Annotated in this window: 16 protein-coding genes; all 16 read left to right on the top strand. The window is 32.8% G+C overall.

All coding sequences use genetic code 11. From position 1 onward, the window contains the following. The first annotated feature begins 4 nt into the window (after positions 1-4). The 16 genes from V7Q04_RS08355 (at position 5) to V7Q04_RS08280 (ending at position 17450) form a co-directional block, all read left to right on the top strand. Positions 5-1003, top strand: a complete 999-nt coding sequence (locus V7Q04_RS08355) for an NAD-dependent epimerase/dehydratase family protein (RefSeq protein WP_333804542.1) — start codon at positions 5-7, stop codon at positions 1001-1003. Next, positions 1000-1920 carry an NAD-dependent epimerase/dehydratase family protein gene (locus V7Q04_RS08350; protein ID WP_333804541.1) on the top strand — a complete coding sequence of 307 codons (921 nt, stop codon included), beginning with the start codon at positions 1000-1002 and terminating at the stop codon, positions 1918-1920. The genes V7Q04_RS08355 and V7Q04_RS08350 overlap by 4 nt, the downstream gene beginning before the upstream one ends. After that, the gene (rfbH, locus tag V7Q04_RS08345; RefSeq protein WP_333804540.1) at positions 1920-3248 is read left to right on the top strand and encodes a lipopolysaccharide biosynthesis protein RfbH; all 1329 of its coding nucleotides are present in this window, start codon (positions 1920-1922) and stop codon (positions 3246-3248) included. The genes V7Q04_RS08350 and rfbH overlap by 1 nt, the downstream gene beginning before the upstream one ends. After that, positions 3245-4234 (top strand): CgeB family protein, encoded by a 990-nt coding sequence (locus V7Q04_RS08340; RefSeq protein WP_333804539.1) that lies wholly within the window; start codon positions 3245-3247, stop codon positions 4232-4234. Before rfbH ends, V7Q04_RS08340 begins: the two co-directional genes overlap by 4 nt. Next, positions 4231-5229 carry a glycosyltransferase family 10 domain-containing protein gene (locus V7Q04_RS08335; protein WP_333804538.1) on the top strand — a complete coding sequence of 333 codons (999 nt, stop codon included), beginning with the start codon at positions 4231-4233 and terminating at the stop codon, positions 5227-5229. The genes V7Q04_RS08340 and V7Q04_RS08335 overlap by 4 nt, the downstream gene beginning before the upstream one ends. 3 nt (positions 5230-5232) lie before the next feature. Next, positions 5233-6249, top strand: a complete 1017-nt coding sequence (locus V7Q04_RS08330; RefSeq protein WP_333804537.1) for a glycosyltransferase family 2 protein — start codon at positions 5233-5235, stop codon at positions 6247-6249. 37 nt (positions 6250-6286) lie between these two features. Then, a complete protein-coding gene (locus V7Q04_RS08325; RefSeq protein WP_333804536.1) occupies positions 6287-7729 on the top strand; it encodes an MATE family efflux transporter in 1443 nt (480 codons plus the stop codon). 1 nt (position 7730) lies between these two features. Next, positions 7731-8768, top strand: coding sequence for a glycosyltransferase family 2 protein (locus V7Q04_RS08320; protein WP_333804535.1), 1038 nt, complete (start codon positions 7731-7733; stop codon positions 8766-8768). Beyond that, on the top strand, positions 8702-9889 hold the full coding sequence (locus V7Q04_RS08315) for a glycosyltransferase family 4 protein (RefSeq protein ID WP_333804534.1): 1188 nt from the start codon (positions 8702-8704) through the stop codon (positions 9887-9889). The genes V7Q04_RS08320 and V7Q04_RS08315 overlap by 67 nt, the downstream gene beginning before the upstream one ends. Next, positions 9886-10857 carry an MraY family glycosyltransferase gene (locus V7Q04_RS08310; protein ID WP_333804533.1) on the top strand — a complete coding sequence of 324 codons (972 nt, stop codon included), beginning with the start codon at positions 9886-9888 and terminating at the stop codon, positions 10855-10857. The genes V7Q04_RS08315 and V7Q04_RS08310 overlap by 4 nt, the downstream gene beginning before the upstream one ends. After that, a complete protein-coding gene (gene pglF, locus V7Q04_RS08305; RefSeq protein ID WP_333804532.1) occupies positions 10857-12590 on the top strand; it encodes a UDP-N-acetylglucosamine 4,6-dehydratase (configuration-retaining) in 1734 nt (577 codons plus the stop codon). The genes V7Q04_RS08310 and pglF overlap by 1 nt, the downstream gene beginning before the upstream one ends. Positions 12591-12598: 8 nt before the next feature. Further along, positions 12599-14749 carry an STT3 domain-containing protein gene (locus V7Q04_RS08300; protein WP_333804531.1) on the top strand — a complete coding sequence of 717 codons (2151 nt, stop codon included), beginning with the start codon at positions 12599-12601 and terminating at the stop codon, positions 14747-14749. A gap of 30 nt (positions 14750-14779) precedes the next feature. Beyond that, positions 14780-15685 (top strand): PDC sensor domain-containing protein, encoded by a 906-nt coding sequence (locus V7Q04_RS08295; RefSeq protein ID WP_333804530.1) that lies wholly within the window; start codon positions 14780-14782, stop codon positions 15683-15685. Continuing rightward, positions 15682-16293, top strand: a complete 612-nt coding sequence (gene hisH / locus V7Q04_RS08290; RefSeq protein ID WP_333804529.1) for an imidazole glycerol phosphate synthase subunit HisH — start codon at positions 15682-15684, stop codon at positions 16291-16293. Before V7Q04_RS08295 ends, hisH begins: the two co-directional genes overlap by 4 nt. After that, positions 16293-17015, top strand: a complete 723-nt coding sequence (gene hisA / locus V7Q04_RS08285) for a 1-(5-phosphoribosyl)-5-[(5-phosphoribosylamino)methylideneamino]imidazole-4-carboxamide isomerase (RefSeq protein ID WP_333804528.1) — start codon at positions 16293-16295, stop codon at positions 17013-17015. Before hisH ends, hisA begins: the two co-directional genes overlap by 1 nt. A 69-nt stretch (positions 17016-17084) precedes the next feature. Next, positions 17085-17450, top strand: coding sequence for a chemotaxis response regulator CheY (locus tag V7Q04_RS08280; protein WP_333804527.1), 366 nt, complete (start codon positions 17085-17087; stop codon positions 17448-17450). Position 17451 lies beyond the last annotated feature (1 nt).

The following is a 17451-nucleotide window of genomic DNA, read 5'->3' as shown; positions in this document are numbered from 1 at the left end:
TTTGTTGACTTTAACAGAAAAAGATATTTCAAATCTTGAAAAATTAAAAAATAAAGCAATTTTAATTACCGGGGGTAGTGGCTTTATTGGCACATGGTTAATACAGTTATTGATATGGTTAAATGATAAATATCATTTTAATGTTAAACTATATCTTATTGCAAGGCATGCTACGGGGGCACTAGATACTTTCATTGATAGTCGTCAAGATATTATTTTTATCCAAGATGATATCAGAAATATTCGTGAGTTTCCTAAAGATATTGTCTATATTATTCATGCTGCAAGTTCTCCAGATAATAGAATTTATATGTCTAATCCTATAGAATCTATGAATATCATTACAGATGGTACGAAAAATACCATGGAAAATGCTTTATTACTAGAAAAATTAGAGAAAATCGTACACCTTAGTTCAGGACAGATTTATGGTACGTTGGATAGTCATAATATTACCGAAAATGATTTTGGAAAATTAAATTGTAACAGTATAACAGCAATATACCCTGAAGCAAAAAGATATGCTGAAACACTTGTTAATGCGTACAGAAGCTTACATAAACTCCCTATTGTTCAAGTCCGGCCATTTTCTTTTATAGGACCTTTCATGAGTCTCAATAAACCTTGGGCTATCAATAGTTTTATAAGAGATGTGCTGAAAACAAAAAATATTCGAATTTTAGGAAACGGAAAACCTATCAGAAGTTATATGTATCCAACCGATATGGCATTATGGATCTTGAATATGTTAGCAAATGGTAAAAATGGTGCTGCATACAACTTGGGTAGCGATATGGGAATATCTCTTGAAGAAGTTGCCCTAAAAATAAAAAATATTGTTGGAAGTAGCGTCAGTATTGAAACTCTAAATATGAATGATGATTGTTCTGAATTTGTTCCTAATATTGATTATGCTAGACGTGAATTAGGGTTGGATATCGCTGTTCATATTGATGATGCTTTGCTAAAATCTATACAGTGGTTTGAGAAGAATTTAGTATGAATATTTTCGTAACAGGCTCCAATGGTTTTATTGGTTCTAATCTTAAAGAATATCTTTTGCAACATTACAATTATGTGCTTCTTACACCATCGAGTGGAGAGCTTGATCTAAGTGATGAAAAAGCAGTAGATAAGTATGTTTTAGAGAATAAAATAGATATTATAGTGCATACCGCTAATCGTGGTGGTGGACGTGATACCGTTGATATGAAAAGCGTTACAGAGTACAATTTGCGAATTTTTTTCAATATTGCTAAACATGAAAAAAACGTAAAGAAAATCATCTCTTTTGGCAGCGGTGCTGAGTATGGCAAACATAAACCCATTGTTTATGCAAAAGAAGAAGATTATTTGGATGCATTGCCACTAGATGAATATGGATTTTATAAGTCTATTGCATCACGATATATTGAGAGATCTCAAAATATCGTGCAATTACGGATTTTTGGTGCATATGGTGAATATGAAAACTATCGTTATAAGTTCATTTCAAATGCAATTGTTAAAAATCTTTTGCGCTTACCAATCAGCATTAATAAAAATGTCTATTTTGACTATATTTATGTCGATGATTTAGTTAGAATGATCGACTTCGTTATCCATAAGGATCTAAAAGAGAAGATTTACAATGTTACGACTGGAGATAAAATTGATCTTATTTCATTGGCAAATTTAGTGAATGAAGTCAGTGATTTTAAATCGGAGATCAGAATTATCAACGATGGACTGAATCATGAGTATACGTCTAGCAATGAGCGTCTTTTAAAAGAGATCGGAGATTTTCAATTTACATCTCATGAAAATGCGATAGTCAAGATGAGATCTTATTTTCAAGAAAATTTGGATAAATTAGATATACAAACAATCAAAGAAGATCCGTATCTAAAAGCAATAGATACAATGTGGAAAGGGAAATAATGACAAAAGAGCAACAACTCAAACAAGAAATTTTAGAAAAAACCAAAGAGTATTATGACTTAGTGCATAAAAAAAACCAAACTAAACCCTTTGTTGCAGGGCAAAGTCGGGTAAATTATGCAGGGCGTGTCTTTGATGAAAAAGAGATGGTCAATCTTGTGGATAGTTCGCTTGATTTTTGGTTAACGTATGGGGATTACTCTAAAAAATTTGAAAAAGAGTTGGCAAAGTTTTTACATGTAAGATGGGCATTTTTGGTCAATAGTGGCAGTTCTGCCAATTTATTGGCGTTTTATACTTTAACATCACCTCTTTTAAAAGAACGACAAGTCAAACGAGGTGATGAAGTCATCACCGTAGCTGCTGGTTTCCCAACAACGGTTGCACCCATTGTTCAATACGGCGCAGTACCTGTATTTGTGGATATGGAACTTAAACATTTTAATATTGATGTTAGTCAGTTAGAACAAGCATTGAGTCCAAAAACAAAAGCAGTGATGATAGCGCATACTTTAGGAAATCCTTTTAATATTAAGGCTGTGAAAGCATTTTGTGATAAACACAATCTATGGCTCATCGAAGATAACTGTGATGCGCTTGGCTCAACCTATGATGGTAAACCAACAGGTACATGGGGTGACATAGGAACAAGCAGTTTTTATCCTCCACACCATATGACGATGGGAGAAGGTGGCGCGACGTATACTGACAATCTACTTCTCAAAAAGATTATGCTTTCCATGCGTGATTGGGGAAGAGACTGTTGGTGTGAAAGTGGTGTTGATAATACCTGTGGATGCCGTTTTACGCAACAATTTGGAACTCTTCCAACAGGATATGACCATAAATACGTGTATAGCCATTTTGGATTTAATCTCAAAGTATCTGATATGCAAGCCGCTGTTGGGTGTGCACAACTAGAGAAGTTTCCCAGTTTTGTTGAAAAGCGAAAAGAGAATTTTAAAAAGCTCTATGAGGGTCTTAAAGATGTTCAAGAATTAACCTTGGTTGAGCTGCAACCCCTTAGTGATCCTAGCTGGTTTGGTTTTATGATGACTTTAAAAGAAGGCGTGAAATTTTCACGTAATGAATTGGTTGAATATTTGGAGAACAACAATATACAAACACGCAATCTTTTTGCAGGTAATATGCTAAGACATCCAATGTTTGACGCACTTGAAAAAGATAAAGAGTATAGAGTGATTGGAACGTTACCTCATACTGATAAGATTATGAATGATAGTTTCTGGATTGGATTATACCCTGGTATGGGTGATGAGGCTATCCATTATATGATTACTAAAATTAGAGAATTTATCGCCCTGTGAAAATACTATATGTTGATTTAAAATATGACTATGGCATTAAAGAGCGTGGACGTAATATAATAGGACAAGATGGATTTATAAATTCTCTGCAAATATTAGGTCATATCGTTGAGACATTTTATTACGATGACTATTTATCTGGCGATTTAAAAAAGCTTCAAGAAGATTTGAAAAATAAAGCAGATAGATTATTGCCAGATTTAATCTTTTTTTCATTATTTCAAGAGCAGTTTGAAATCGAAACATTAAATTATTTAAAGTCTAGATTTACTACTATAAACTGGTTTGGTGATGATCAATGGCGATTCGATAGTTTCACATCGCATTATGCACCTTATTTTACATATTGCGTTACAACTGATAAGTTTTCTATAACTAAATATAAAGCTTTAGGACAGAACAATATTATTTATAGCCAATGGGCAGCTATTAATAACCATCAAATTCCAGAATTTTCTGGTTATCTTTACGATGTATCATTTGTTGGAGGGTTTCATCCTTATCGAAAATGGTTTATTGAGACATTGCAAAAACGAGGGTTACATGTAAAAGTATTTGGCAATGGATGGGAAAATGGTTCATTAAGCGCGGAAGCCATGAATAGAGTTTTTGCTAATTCTAAAATCAATTTAAACCTTTCTAACAGTAATAGTTTTGATTTGCGGTATTTATTGAGTCATTGGAAAGCGCTTCCTTTATTAATGAGAAGTAAAAAAAGCGCAAGTCAAATTAAAGCTAGAAATTTTGAAATTCCTTATTTTAATGGATTTCAATTAACAGACTACGTCCCTTGTATCGAGGATTATTTTGATATTGGGAAAGAGATTGTCTGTTATAAAGATGTTGATGAGGCTGAATTATTAATTCGTTATTATTTAGAAAATAATGAGGAGCGAGAAAATATTAAAAATTCTTCTCATAATAGGTCTGTTTTAGAACATGGATATATTCATAGACTCCGCATGGTTCTGGATCAAATACAATGAAGAAAGCATGTATAGTAGTCTCTACGGCCTATCAAGATAATAAACTTTTTGATTTAAAAGACAATATGATCAATCGAGATAATTGCATGTATCCATTTTATCTTTTAAAACAGAAATTTAAGGAAAATGGGTATGATTTGACAACTCAGGACATTTATTCTATCGATGATTCTGAAATAGTACTGTATAATGAAATGCCATTAACATTGCCATTAGAGGATAATTATAAAAAATCGTATTTATTACTTTTCGAAAGTGAACTTATAAAACAAAATAATTGGGACTTAGCTAAACATCAACATTTTAATAAAATTTTTACATGGCATGATGATTTTATTGACAACAAAAAGTATTTTAAAATGAATTTTTCTCAAGAAATTTCACAAAATATTCATAAAGATTTAAGTCAAAAACAAAAACTTTGTACTTTAGTTGCAGGGAATAAAAAAGTTAAACATCCTTTAGAACTTTATACTAAACGCTTAGATGCTATTAAATGGTTTGAAAAATATCATCTTGATGATTTTGATTTTTATGGGATAGGTTGGGACGACTATACACATGAAAATAAGTATATAAGATTTTTATTCAAAAAATTAAAAATTTTGAAATTATTTAAACCTCATTATGCAAGTTATAAAGGAAAAATAAAGTCTAAAAAAGAAGTTCTAGAAAAGTATAAATTTGCTATTTGTTATGAAAATGCACGAGATATACCTGGTTATATTACTGAAAAGATTTTTGATTGTTTTTTTGCTGGATGCGTGCCGATTTACTGGGGAGCAAACAATATAACAGAACACATCCCAAAAGAGTGTTTTATCGATAAAAGAAATTTTGAAACTTATGAAGAGTTATATTTCTACATATCAAATATGGATAAAAAAACTTATATAAACTATTTAAATAGTATTAAATTATTCTTAAATAGCGATAAAGCATATGTATTTAGTAGTGAATATTTTGCTAAAACTATTGTGAATAACATTGGATAAAGAATGCTTTTAACACTAGGTTTACCTGTTTATAATGGTGATAAATGTATTGGGAACACAATAAAAAGTATAATACAGGCATTACAAAAAATTTCTTGCCATGATTCATTGATTGAGATTTTAGTTTCCGATAATGCGTCATCAGATAATACACAAGACATTGTTCGTTCTTTTATGCAAAGTGGTATAAAAATACAGTATTTCAAAAATGAGACAAACATTGGTTATGATGGCAATATTGATAGTATTGTCAAAAAAGCAGCAGGAAAGTATGTTTGGTTTTTAGGGTGTGGGGAACAAGTGAAAGAAGATGCTTTAGAACGCTTAATTGGAAAATTAATAGGTGATATAGAATATACAAATATTCTTCTTGATTTTGATATATACGATGAACGCAAAGATAAAATTACCGATGATAAAATTTATATTTTTAATCAAGATATTATATTAGAAGGGAAAAATAATTTTCTATACAATAAATATGGACCAGCAGTTTCTTCAAATATTGTTAATAAGAATTTATGGAATCAAGTCTCAGGTGAGCAATTTGTAGTTGATGGTTGGTGTCATATCGAAAGGATACTTAGTATGATTGCTTTAAATGAAGCAAGTAAGACATTGATTTTACCAAAGCCCTATTTTACCTTATATCGTGAAGCCAATGGTTGGTGGACAAAGTCAAATAGTTACTTAGTCTTACTCTTACTCTTACATATCAAGGTTATTAGATCAATGATAAATAAAGGATATGATAAAAAAATTGTTAAATATCTTGAAACAAGACAATCCCGAATATCGTTATTAATTGCTATAGTTCAGTCAAAAGAGTTTGGGATGAGATTAAATAAAAAGATTATGAGAGATATGTTTGACGTGTTCAAATACGATTATTTTTTTTGGTTAATTGCATTACCATTGTTATTAATGCCAAGACAGTTAATGTGGTTACCCCGTGGTGGATTTAATATTTTAAAAATTTGTAAGTATTTTAAAAATTATGTCAAAAATTATATTTCTTAAAAGCGTCTCAATTAGTTACTTGCGGCAAATAGTGACTTTGGTAACAGGTATTATCTCAGTTCCTTTAATGTTAGAGTATTTTGGAGCTAATTTATTTGGCATATGGGTGCTTATTTTAGGGCTTGCAGGTTACTTAAATAGTGTTTCATTTGGTATCCCTTCAGCTATGAGTACTTTAGTTGCTAAAACAGTAGGATCAGATCAAAAATACCAGATACTTCAGAAATCAATTATTCTTTTAAGTGGTATTGTTACTTTGCTGATTATAATTTTTCTTTTATCAATTAGCACGAATGATGCTTGGATTATTGCGTTATTGGGTAATATTAGCGAAGAATATGAAGAAATCACAAAAAAAGTTTTTATATTGTTTGTCATCATTACGTTGATTAAAATACCTTTAAATACGTATATACAGTTCTTTGTTGGGATGAACCTTGTTTATGTATCGGAAGTTTATCAAATTCTCAATATGATACTTTGTTTCTTAGTTTTATTTTTAAGCTATTATATGAAACTTGATTTTTTTGTATTTTCAATTTTGACATTATTTTGTCAAGGGTTTTTAGGCGTTGCCGCTGCAATACATGTTATTCTTAAATTTCGATATTTAAATGCTAATATTCATGGTTCAAATGTTGTCTCAACAAAAGAGATTTTGCAAAGTGGTTTTGCATTCTTTCAAGTTGGACTTGCTGCAAGCTTAGTTTGGAGTACCGACAATTTAGTTATCAACCATTTTCTATCTCCAGAGTTTGTAACGCCTTATACTATAGCTTTTAAAATCTTTACGTATATTTTCATCTTTTCGGCTATCATCAATGGTGTGATGAGCCCTATATACGGAAATGCCTATGCTGAAAATAATTTTGAAAAAATAAGAATTTATGCTTCTTCAATTTTGAAATTTTTATCTGTTATTGGTGGATTTGTTTGGGTTTCTCTACTTTTTTTTGCAAAAGATGTCATTGAACTATGGACAGGAGATGAACATGCATTTGGGGGATATTTATTGATTTTTTCATTGGGTTTTTATGGATTTATTTTGTCGTTTGTCAATACGTATGCAACCATTACTTTAAGTTTAAATTATGCAAATAAGACTTTATGGATTGCTTGGAGCGAAGCTATCTTAAACTTAGTTCTATCAATTATTCTCATAAAATATTTTGGTATTGGAGGTGTCGCGTTATCAACAGCTCTTGCTTCATTTTTCACAGGATTTTTATTTTTACCACAAGCTATTAAAAAACTTACTAATGGAAGAGTTTATTTTGAATCTAGTTTTTTTATACGACATTTTATTTTTCTCATTATTCCATCTCTATTACTAGCGATTTTTACGATTTCTATTGATGTTTTTTTTATAAAATTTATATTATATTTTGTCTTATTCGGCTTATATCTTTATGTTACTTGGCGATTTTTACATGAAAAAGATAAAGATATTATTTTTGGTATATTAAAAAGAAGGGCATAATTTGAATAAGCAAGCACAAGTGTGCATTTGTATTCCGCACTACAATAATGAAAAAACTATTGTAGAAACTTTAGATTCTCTTCTTAATCAGACATATAAAAATGTTCTCATCAAAATATTTGATAACGCTTCAACGGATAATAGTATTGCGATTTTAAAGCGATATGAAGCGCGATATTCTAATATTCATGTTTTTCAAAATGAAGTTAATATCGGTGGTGAGGCTAATTTTACCCAGTGCCTTCAAAATGCAGAAGGAGAGTACACCGCTGTTTTTCATGCAGATGACCTTTATTTACCTACGATGATAGAAGAGCAGGTTAAGTTTTTAGAAGAACATTCTTCCAGTAGTGCTGTAGCTGTGCATGCTTATACTGTTGATGAAGACTCTGATATTACTGGAGAGCGTTTTTTGGTACCTGAAATGCAAAACAAAGTTATATATGTCTTCAATAATGAGATGGATCTTCTAAAAATGACATTAATGTATGGTAATATTATTACATGTCCTAGTGTTATGGCAAGAACTGAACTTTTAAAAAATAAGATAATAAAATGGAATGGAGTGGATTTTAAAACGTCTGCTGATCTTGATGTCTGGCTAAGGCTCGCACATTTTGGACCATTTGGCTTTCTTACTAAGCCACTTATGAAGTATCGACTCTCTAAAATAAGTTACTCATACAATAACATGAGAGTTCGAGTGCATGAGAATGACATGTTTTTAGTTCTCAACAGCTATATCAATAATAGTCAATATAAAAAGCTTTTAAGCAAAAAAGATATGAATCATTATACTTTTTTAATTTTTAAAGATAATGTTAACAGAACTATCAATCAGATTATTTCTAAAAGCGTGGATAAACTCCCTTTGCGAATTTTTGATTGGAATCTTATTCAAGTTGCATTTCATTCAAAAATAAATTTTAAAATTTTTGTCGCAGGCGTCATTGTTAAAGTATTGCGTAATATTTGTTTGTCGGAATGGTTAAGAAAAAAAATATACTTTTATCGTTTTGGAGAACACAAAAAGTCATGAAGGTTCAGAAAATTCTTTTTACCTCAAATGTTACATGGGCAATGATAAAGTTTAGACATGGCCTTTTAAAGCATTTAATTCAGCAAGGGCATCATATCTATATTGTTGCACCAGATGACGAGTTTGTTCAAAAATTGGAAGAGATGGGATGCCATTGTATTGATATTGAATTAAGTAGAAAAGGTGTTAATCCTCTCGAAGATATAAAACTCATGTGGACACTTTATAAGGTTTATAAAGAAATTCGACCGGATGTCATTTTTAATTATTCAATTAAACCTATTATTTACGGCTCATTTGCTGCAAGGTTGGCTAACATTAAGTCTATAGCTGTGAATATAGGGCTAGGATACACATTTATTCATACTAATTTTATTTCTAAAATATCGCATTTCCTCTATAAAATAGCTTTATATTTTCCTAAGGAAGTCTGGTTTATTAATGAAGATGATAGGACTGAATTTGTAAATCGTTCTTTAGTTGCAAATGAAAAAACATTTGTTTTACCAAGTGAAGGCGTTGATGTTCACTACTTTTCGCCTCGTCAAAATCACAATACAAATAAAGTATTTTTGTTGATAGCAAGAATGTTATGGGACAAAGGCGTCGGTGAATATTATCAAGCGGCAAAAATACTTAAAGAAAAATATCCATATGTCGAATTTCAGCTTTTAGGAAACATTGACGATGGTAATCCTCAAGGTATTGGTGCAGATGTACTTAAACAATGGCATCAAGAAGGTGTTATTAACTATTTAGGTTATGCAAAGGACGTGCGAGAATATATTGCTGAGGCTACATGTGTCGTACTGCCTTCGTATCGTGAGGGGAAAGGTATGACTTTGATTGAATCAGGGGCAATGGAAAAACCTTTAATTGCTACAAATGTCCCTGGTTGCAAAGATATTGTCAAAAATGGTTACAATGGTTTTTTATGTGAAGTAAAAAATATTGCAAGTTTAGCAGAGGCTATGGAAAAGGTAATTACGTTAGATCCATTTTCTCTTCAACAGTTGGGTCAAAATGCTTGTAATTTTATGAAAGAACAATTTGATGAAAAAAAAATCATAGCAATTTATGACAAAAAAATAAAAAAAATATGTGATGGTGATTTTTCATGATTTATGGATTTTTATTTTTAGCATCTTTATTGGCAACATTTAGTATTCGTAGAGTTGCTCTTAAAAAATCACTTTTAGCAATACCCGATGAGCGAAGTTCTCACACTGTGCCAATACCACATGGAGGTGGTATTGCTATCGCCTTGACATGGTTTTTGGGGCTCATTTATCTTTTTACATGTAAAGAACTTGAGCCTTCTTTATTTTATGCCTTGATGTGCGGAAGTTTGCTCTCCATTGTCAGTTATTTCGATGATCTTTATGAATTGTCACCTAAATTAAGGTTATTTGTTCAAGCGTTGGTGAGCATAGCGGGGCTTTATGCTTTAGGTGGATTGGGCAAAATTGATTTTGGATTTTGGGTACTTGAAAATTCATTGGTTACTAATGCGTTGGCGTTTTTAGGCATCGTGTGGTTTATCAACCTTTATAATTTTTTAGATGGAATCGATGGGTATGCTGGAAGCGAAGCGATCTTTTTAGCCGTTGCGGGATGGCTTATTCTAGGCGGTGATCATTTCTTAGTATTAGCATCTTCCGTTGCTGGGTTTTTAGTCTGGAACTGGCATAGCGCTAAAATTTTCATGGGTGATGTGGGCAGTACGCTTTTAGGGTATACGATTGCTATTTTTTCCCTTTATTATCAGAACCATGAAGTCTCTATCTTTGTTTGGATTATTCTTTTTGGGCTCTTTTGGTTTGATGCAACCTTAACACTGCTTAGGCGGTACCAAAATCATGAAAAGCTCTCTCAGGCACATCGAAAACATGCGTATCAACGACTAGTTCAAAGTGGTGTTTCACATGATCGTGTCGTATTCTTTTCACTGGGAATTAATCTCATTTTATTGATTTTAGGGTATAGTGCGTTCATTCAATCAAGTTATACAATAGTGTATTTTATGATAACTGTTCTAGTGCTTTATGGCGCTATTAAAATTGTAGATCAACGAAAGAACTTTGAATAATGTTATTAGCTCTCGATAAACGTATTTTAAATATTTTAGTCATTATCACCTTAACGAGTGTGACTTTTACATGGACATTTTGGATATTCCATAATCCGATTCAATTTGATGTTATGGCTGTTGTAATAAGTGTTCGCGTGTTTGCATCCATCTTCCTTTTTAAAGATTATTCGCTCTCGTGGTCCAAAGTAACCCAAAAGACTTTTTTACTTAAAAGCCTTGTATATATTGTTGCTTTTTGTGTATATGCACCTCTTTTTTATACGCAAGTACGTTTAGCATTAATGCTCTCAGAACTTTTTTTATACCTTTTTTCGATCACATTTGTCATGTATCTTTACTATTTTTGGGTCAATCATAGTCGCATGCATAAAGATAAAACGTTGGTGATTTATGGCGCTGGAAAGTCTGGGTTAAAATTGGAAGAAGAGTACCGTAATAGCGCGTATAAAATTCGCTATTTTGTGGACGATGACAAAAGACTTCAAAAACGTAGCATTGATAGTGTTCGCATTATCTCAAAAGATGAGTTAAAAGAGAAACTGAGTGAAAACAGATATGATCTTCTTTTGATTGCTATTCCCTCTGCATTACCTAAAAATATTAATGCAATTTATGAAGAATTTAGACCTTATTTTAATGAAATAAAAATTTTACCTTCTCTAGATACAATTTTATCGGATACTTTTTTATCAAATCAGCTCAAAGAAATTACCGTAGAGGATCTTTTAGCAAGATATCCTAAAGATCTTGATAAAGTCAAAATTTCGCAGTTTATTCAAAATAAAACAATCATGATTACAGGTGCTGGAGGAAGTATTGGTAGCGAAATCGTTCGACAATGCCTCAAATATCATGCTAAAAAAATTATTTTAATTGATCATAGTGAATTTAATCTATATCAATTAATGGAAGAGCTTAAAAGTGATAAGATTGTGCCTATCATGCAAAGTGTGTTAAATAAAACACTTTTAGACAAAGCTTTAGAGACCTATAAACCAGAGATTTTTGTTCATGCTGCTGCTTACAAACATGTTCCTCTGGTAGAATCAAATGTGGAAGAAGGCATTTTAAATAATGTTTTAGGAACAAAAAATTCTATTGATTTTGCCATTAAACATGGTGTTGAAAAGTTTATTTTAATTTCAACGGATAAGGCTGTTCGTCCAACCAATGTTATGGGCGCGACTAAAAGAATTTGTGAGTTGTATGCTCAAAATGTGAACGCAAAAGAGACACAGATTGTTTCTGTGCGATTTGGCAATGTTCTTGGCAGCAGTGGCTCTGTAATACCAAAATTCAAAGCACAAATTGAACAAGGTGGTCCTATTACGGTCACACATCCTGAAATTACTCGTTATTTTATGCTTATTCCTGAAGCATGTGAGCTTGTTTTGCAAACAGGAGCTATTGGGCATAGTGGAGAACTTTTTATTTTAGATATGGGTGAACCCGTTAAAATTGCTGATCTTGCACAGAAGATGATTGATCTTTCTGGGAAAAAAGATATTGCAATTGAATTTACAGGTTTGAGGCCAGGTGAAAAATTATATGAAGAACTTCTAATTAATGACAGTGATAAAAAAACAGCATATGAGTCAATTATGGTTGCTCATAAAACAGACTATGCAATCGAAAAACTTGAAAAAGATATTGAAGAACTTTTTGCATCTAACGATAAAATAAGTAAATTGAGAGAGATTGTTCCCGAATTTAAACACAATAAATCATAAGGTATCCAGTGAACAAATCTAATATTTTTAAAAATAGTATTTTATATATTTTTGTAGCGTTCGCATTTAGCTTTGCAATAAGACTTATTTGGGTTTATCAATTTAATGATTTTGAAAGCTTTAAATTTGCAGATCAATTTATGATCAATACCAACGATGGTTATTATTGGGCAGAAGGGGCTAGGGATCTTTTGCGTGGTATTACCAAACAGCATGATCTTTCTCCTATTTCAGAAGCAGCTTCGTGGTTTACTTACATTGTAGCTAAAGTGTTTCCTGTGTCACTTGAAACAATTATATTTTATATGCCCGCAGTGCTTGGATCTTTAATTGTTATTCCTATTATTTTAATTGCATATAATTTTCAAATGCTTGAAGTTGGTTTTTTGGCTGCACTTTTAGCATCTATTGCCGTGAGCTACTATAATCGTACGATGGTAGGCTATTACGATACCGATATGCTCAATATTGTATTTCCCACATTATTACTTTGGTCGTTGATTTTATCGCTAAGAACAAAGGAAGAAAAATATCTTTTAATTACTGCTTTGGAAATTATTGCTTATCGCTGGTGGTATCCTCAAAGTTATTCACTTGAGTTTTCTTATTTCGGATTAATTTTAGCATATGCTTTAATTTTTGATCGTAAAAATTTATTTAATTTCAAACTTTTAACTATTATGCTTTTTGCTATGATGGGATTACCAAGTATTATACGTTTATTGTTTGTTGTTTGTATTTATTTCAGCTTTAAGAAGTCACCGTGGAATAAATATGTTTGGAATTTTTTAGGGACAGCTATTATATTGTTTGTTGCTACTGGAGGATTGAGTCCCATATGGGTACAACTTAAGGGTTATGTTTTTAAAGATATAATTGAAGTTAGTTCTGATAATTTATCATTGCACTTTTTCTCTGTAATGCAAACTGTGCGCGAAGCGGGGCAAATTGATTTTATCACTTTTGCAGAGCGTATTAGTGGGCATACAATTACTTTTTTACTTTCTCTTCTTGGCTATGTTTTAATGGTACAACGCTATCCAGCGATGTTATTAGGATTACCTCTTTTAGGGCTTGGTTTTTTAGCACTTTGGGGAGGACTTCGCTTTACAATTTATGCGGTTCCTGTATGTGCTTTAGGGATGGCATATTTACTGTTTAGATGGAGTTTATATATCGAGGGTTTATTTATTAATGCACGGCTTGGTGGTTTTCTGAAATCAAGTTTTGTAATTCTCTCAAGTATCGGAATTTTGTATCCAAACCTTTTGCATGTCATTGCATATCGTGTTCCAACGGTTATGAATCAATCCGAAGTCATACAACTTGATTCTCTTAGAAAGATAACAGATCGAGAAGATTATATCGTTACATGGTGGGATTATGGTTATCCTCTTCGTTATTATACTGATGTAAAAACATTGATTGATGGCGGTAAACACAGTGGTGATGTTAATTTCCCTGTAAGTTATATGTTAACCAATAATCAAGAAAGTGCTGCACGCTTTGCTCGTCTTGATGTCGAATATACTGAAAAAGCATTTATTGAAGCAGAGCAAAACGAAACAAAGACAAAAATTGAACAGCAAAAAATTATTAATAATACAGCTCAAATGACATTAGATTATGGCTTTAGCGATGCCAATGATTTTTTAGAGGCACTTCAAACACCTTTAGTGTTACCTGCTAAAACACGCGATATTTATTTTTATTTACCTTACCGAATGCTCAGTATTTTTCCAACAGTTGCACAGTTTAGCAATATCGATATTATGACAGGGAAAACAGTGCGTCAGCCATTTCTCTTTCAGTCAAATCAATTTAGAGATACTGGTGCGACATTGGATTTAAGTAGTGGCATCGTGCTTGATAAAGCAAGAGGCATGCTTAAACTTGGAACACAAGAAGTGCCGGTGAAGTATTTTATTCAAACAGCCTATACGCCTGATTTGAAATTGGTTAAAGAACAAAATACACTACATTCAAATGGTCTTTTTTCTATCATCTATATGCAAGCGTATAATACATTTCTAATTCTTGATGAAGATATGTTTAATTCGACTTATATTCAGCTTTTTGTATTAGAAAATTATGATGAGCGATTTTTTGAGCCGGTTAGTTTAGAGGCATATGCTAAAGTCTATAAGCTCAAAATTTAGTTACAATACGGAAAAAAGAAAAGGGACGATATGATTATTCGTGAAATTCAGCAGTTTGCTGAGGTTAGGACAAGGGCAAGGGCGTATTTGTGCTATCTTTTTACGCGTAATATACCTAACCGTATGCCTGAACCCAATGTAGATGTCATTACTGCAAGTCTCGATAAAATTGTTCATGAAGTGGAAGAGTTTGAAGCACTGTATCTGCTTGATCACAAAGGTGAACAGCTTATTAACAACATCACAGATGATCCTCATAAAAAAGGAGGACTCGGTCAAAATCGTAGTGGGAAGTCTTATTATTACCGTGCGGTGCGCGAAAAACGGTGTGTTTTAAGTGATCCTTATCCTTCCACGCTCACCAATGATCTTACCGTAACTGCTTCGTATCCGATCTATGATGATCAAGGAATATTAAGATTTATTGCCTGTATCGATGTCTCGTTGGAACATATTTTAAAAATTGCTCATCCCTCATCTTTACAGTCTGTTTTTGGGAAAAGTTCACAAATTATTTATTCAATTTTTTCACTCTCTTTACTTGCTATTGCTATGTTGCTTCTTTTCAATGGAATGAAAAGTCTTTTTACGCATGGGTTGCAGTTCGATCTTTTAGATATTAAAGCGATGTTTGAATCGACTATTTTAATCACCCTCTCACTCGCCATTTTTGATCTGGTGAAAACGATCTTTGAAGAAGAAGTTTTAGGTCGTAATGAACGAGATGACAGTGGTGGTATGCATAAAACGATGGTACGTTTTTTGGGGTCTATTATCATCGCCCTTGCCATTGAAGCATTGATGCTTGTCTTTAAATTTGCCATTATTGATGCCGCACATATTTTGTACGCAGTTTATCTTATTGGCGGTGTGACAATGTTACTTTTTGGATTAGCGTTTTATCTTAAATCTATACCTCAAAAGAGAGATTCATGATAGGTTTGATTGACTACAATATGGGGAATCTCAGAAGTGTCACCAATGCTTTTAAAAAGCTTGGTGTTGCGGTTGAAATTGTTAAGAATGCTGATGATGTGTCAAAATTTGATAAAATCATTTTACCCGGTGTTGGTGCCTATAAAGATGCGATGGACTGTCTTAAAGAGCGTGGTATGGATGAAGCAGTCAAAGCTTTTGCATATTCAGGAAAACCACTTTTAGGCATTTGCCTTGGTATGCAACTTTTGTTTGATAGTAGTGTTGAATTTGGTAAATGCGCAGGACTTGGGCTTATCGAAGGAGAGATTGTGAAGTTTGATACTTCTCGTTTTCAAACCCGTCTCAAAGTACCTCATATGGGTTGGAATGAGCTTTTTGTAGTCAAGGAATCACCGTTATTTCAAGGTATGCCAAAATCGTTTTATCTCTATTTTGTGCATAGCTTTCATGCACAGTGTGATGATCAATACACCATAGGAAAAACACTCTATGGATATGAATTCCCCAGTGCAGTACAAAAAAATAATGTATTTGGTTTTCAACCACACCCTGAAAAGTCACATGCTAATGGATTGGCAATTTTAAAGAATTTTGTGGAGTTATAATGGAAATTTTACCAGCGATTGATCTAAAAGATGGAAAAGCCGTACGTCTTACCAAGGGGCTTATGGAAAGTGCTAAAATTTATTCGAATGAGCCTTGGGAAGTAGCAAAAGTTTTTGAAGAGATGGGCTCCTCGTGGGTTCATTTGGTTGATTTAAACGGTGCCTTTGCCGGAGAACCTAAAAATCTTGAGCAAATTGAAAAAATCCGAAAAAATTGTCACTTAAAGTTAGAGCTTGGTGGTGGAATTCGAGATGAAGAGACGATTCGTCGTTATGTCGATTTAGGGATTGATCGTGTTATTTTAGGTTCCATCGCTTTGAAAAATCCGGCCTTTGTAAAAGAGATGTCTCAAAAATATCGCGTGGTAGTTGGTATTGATGCGATTGATGGGTATGTTGCTGTAGAAGGTTGGGCTGAAAAATCAACTATGAAAGCGACAGAGCTTGCTTGTGCTTTTGCCGACGCCGGCGTAGAAGCAATCATTTGTACCGATGTTGGAAGAGATGGTATGCTGAGTGGCGTGAATATTGATTTTACACTCTCTATCGCTGAAGCTTCAGGAATTGCCACGATAGCCAGTGGAGGTTTAAAGAATTTAGACGATATTATAGCATTGACACACAGCCAAAAGGTTGCTGGCGTTATTGTGGGAAAAGCATTTTATGAGGGGAGCTTAGATTTACGCGAGGCGTTTGCATTTGTTGCTAAAGAAACGCTTTAAACTAAGTTCAAACTAAACTTGGTTAGAATTTAACCAATAGCAATAACTTAAACGATAAAAGGAGTGACATTGAAGCTGCTTGTAGTAGATGATAGCTCGACAATGCGCCGTATTATTAAAAATACATTACAGAGATTAGGGTTTAATGATATTTTAGAGGCTGAACATGGTGTTGAGGCTTGGCAAATTATGGAAAAAACACCTGATATTAATGTACTTATTACCGATTGGAACATGCCTGAGATGAATGGTTTGGAATTAGTCAGAAAAGTACGTGCCGAAAAGAAATATGAGACTATGCCTATTATTATGGTTACAACAGAAGGTGGTAAGGCAGAGGTTATCACTGCGCTTAAAGCTGGTGTTAATAACTATATCGTTAAGCCTTTTACGCCACAAGTTCTCAAAGAAAAACTCGAGGATGTTTTAGGTTAAT

Source organism: Sulfurospirillum sp. (genome assembly GCF_036802865.1).
Taxonomy (GTDB): Bacteria; Campylobacterota; Campylobacteria; order Campylobacterales; family Sulfurospirillaceae; genus Sulfurospirillum.
Note: the sequence above shows the minus strand (reverse complement) of the source record. Positions and strands in the feature narration are given on the sequence as shown.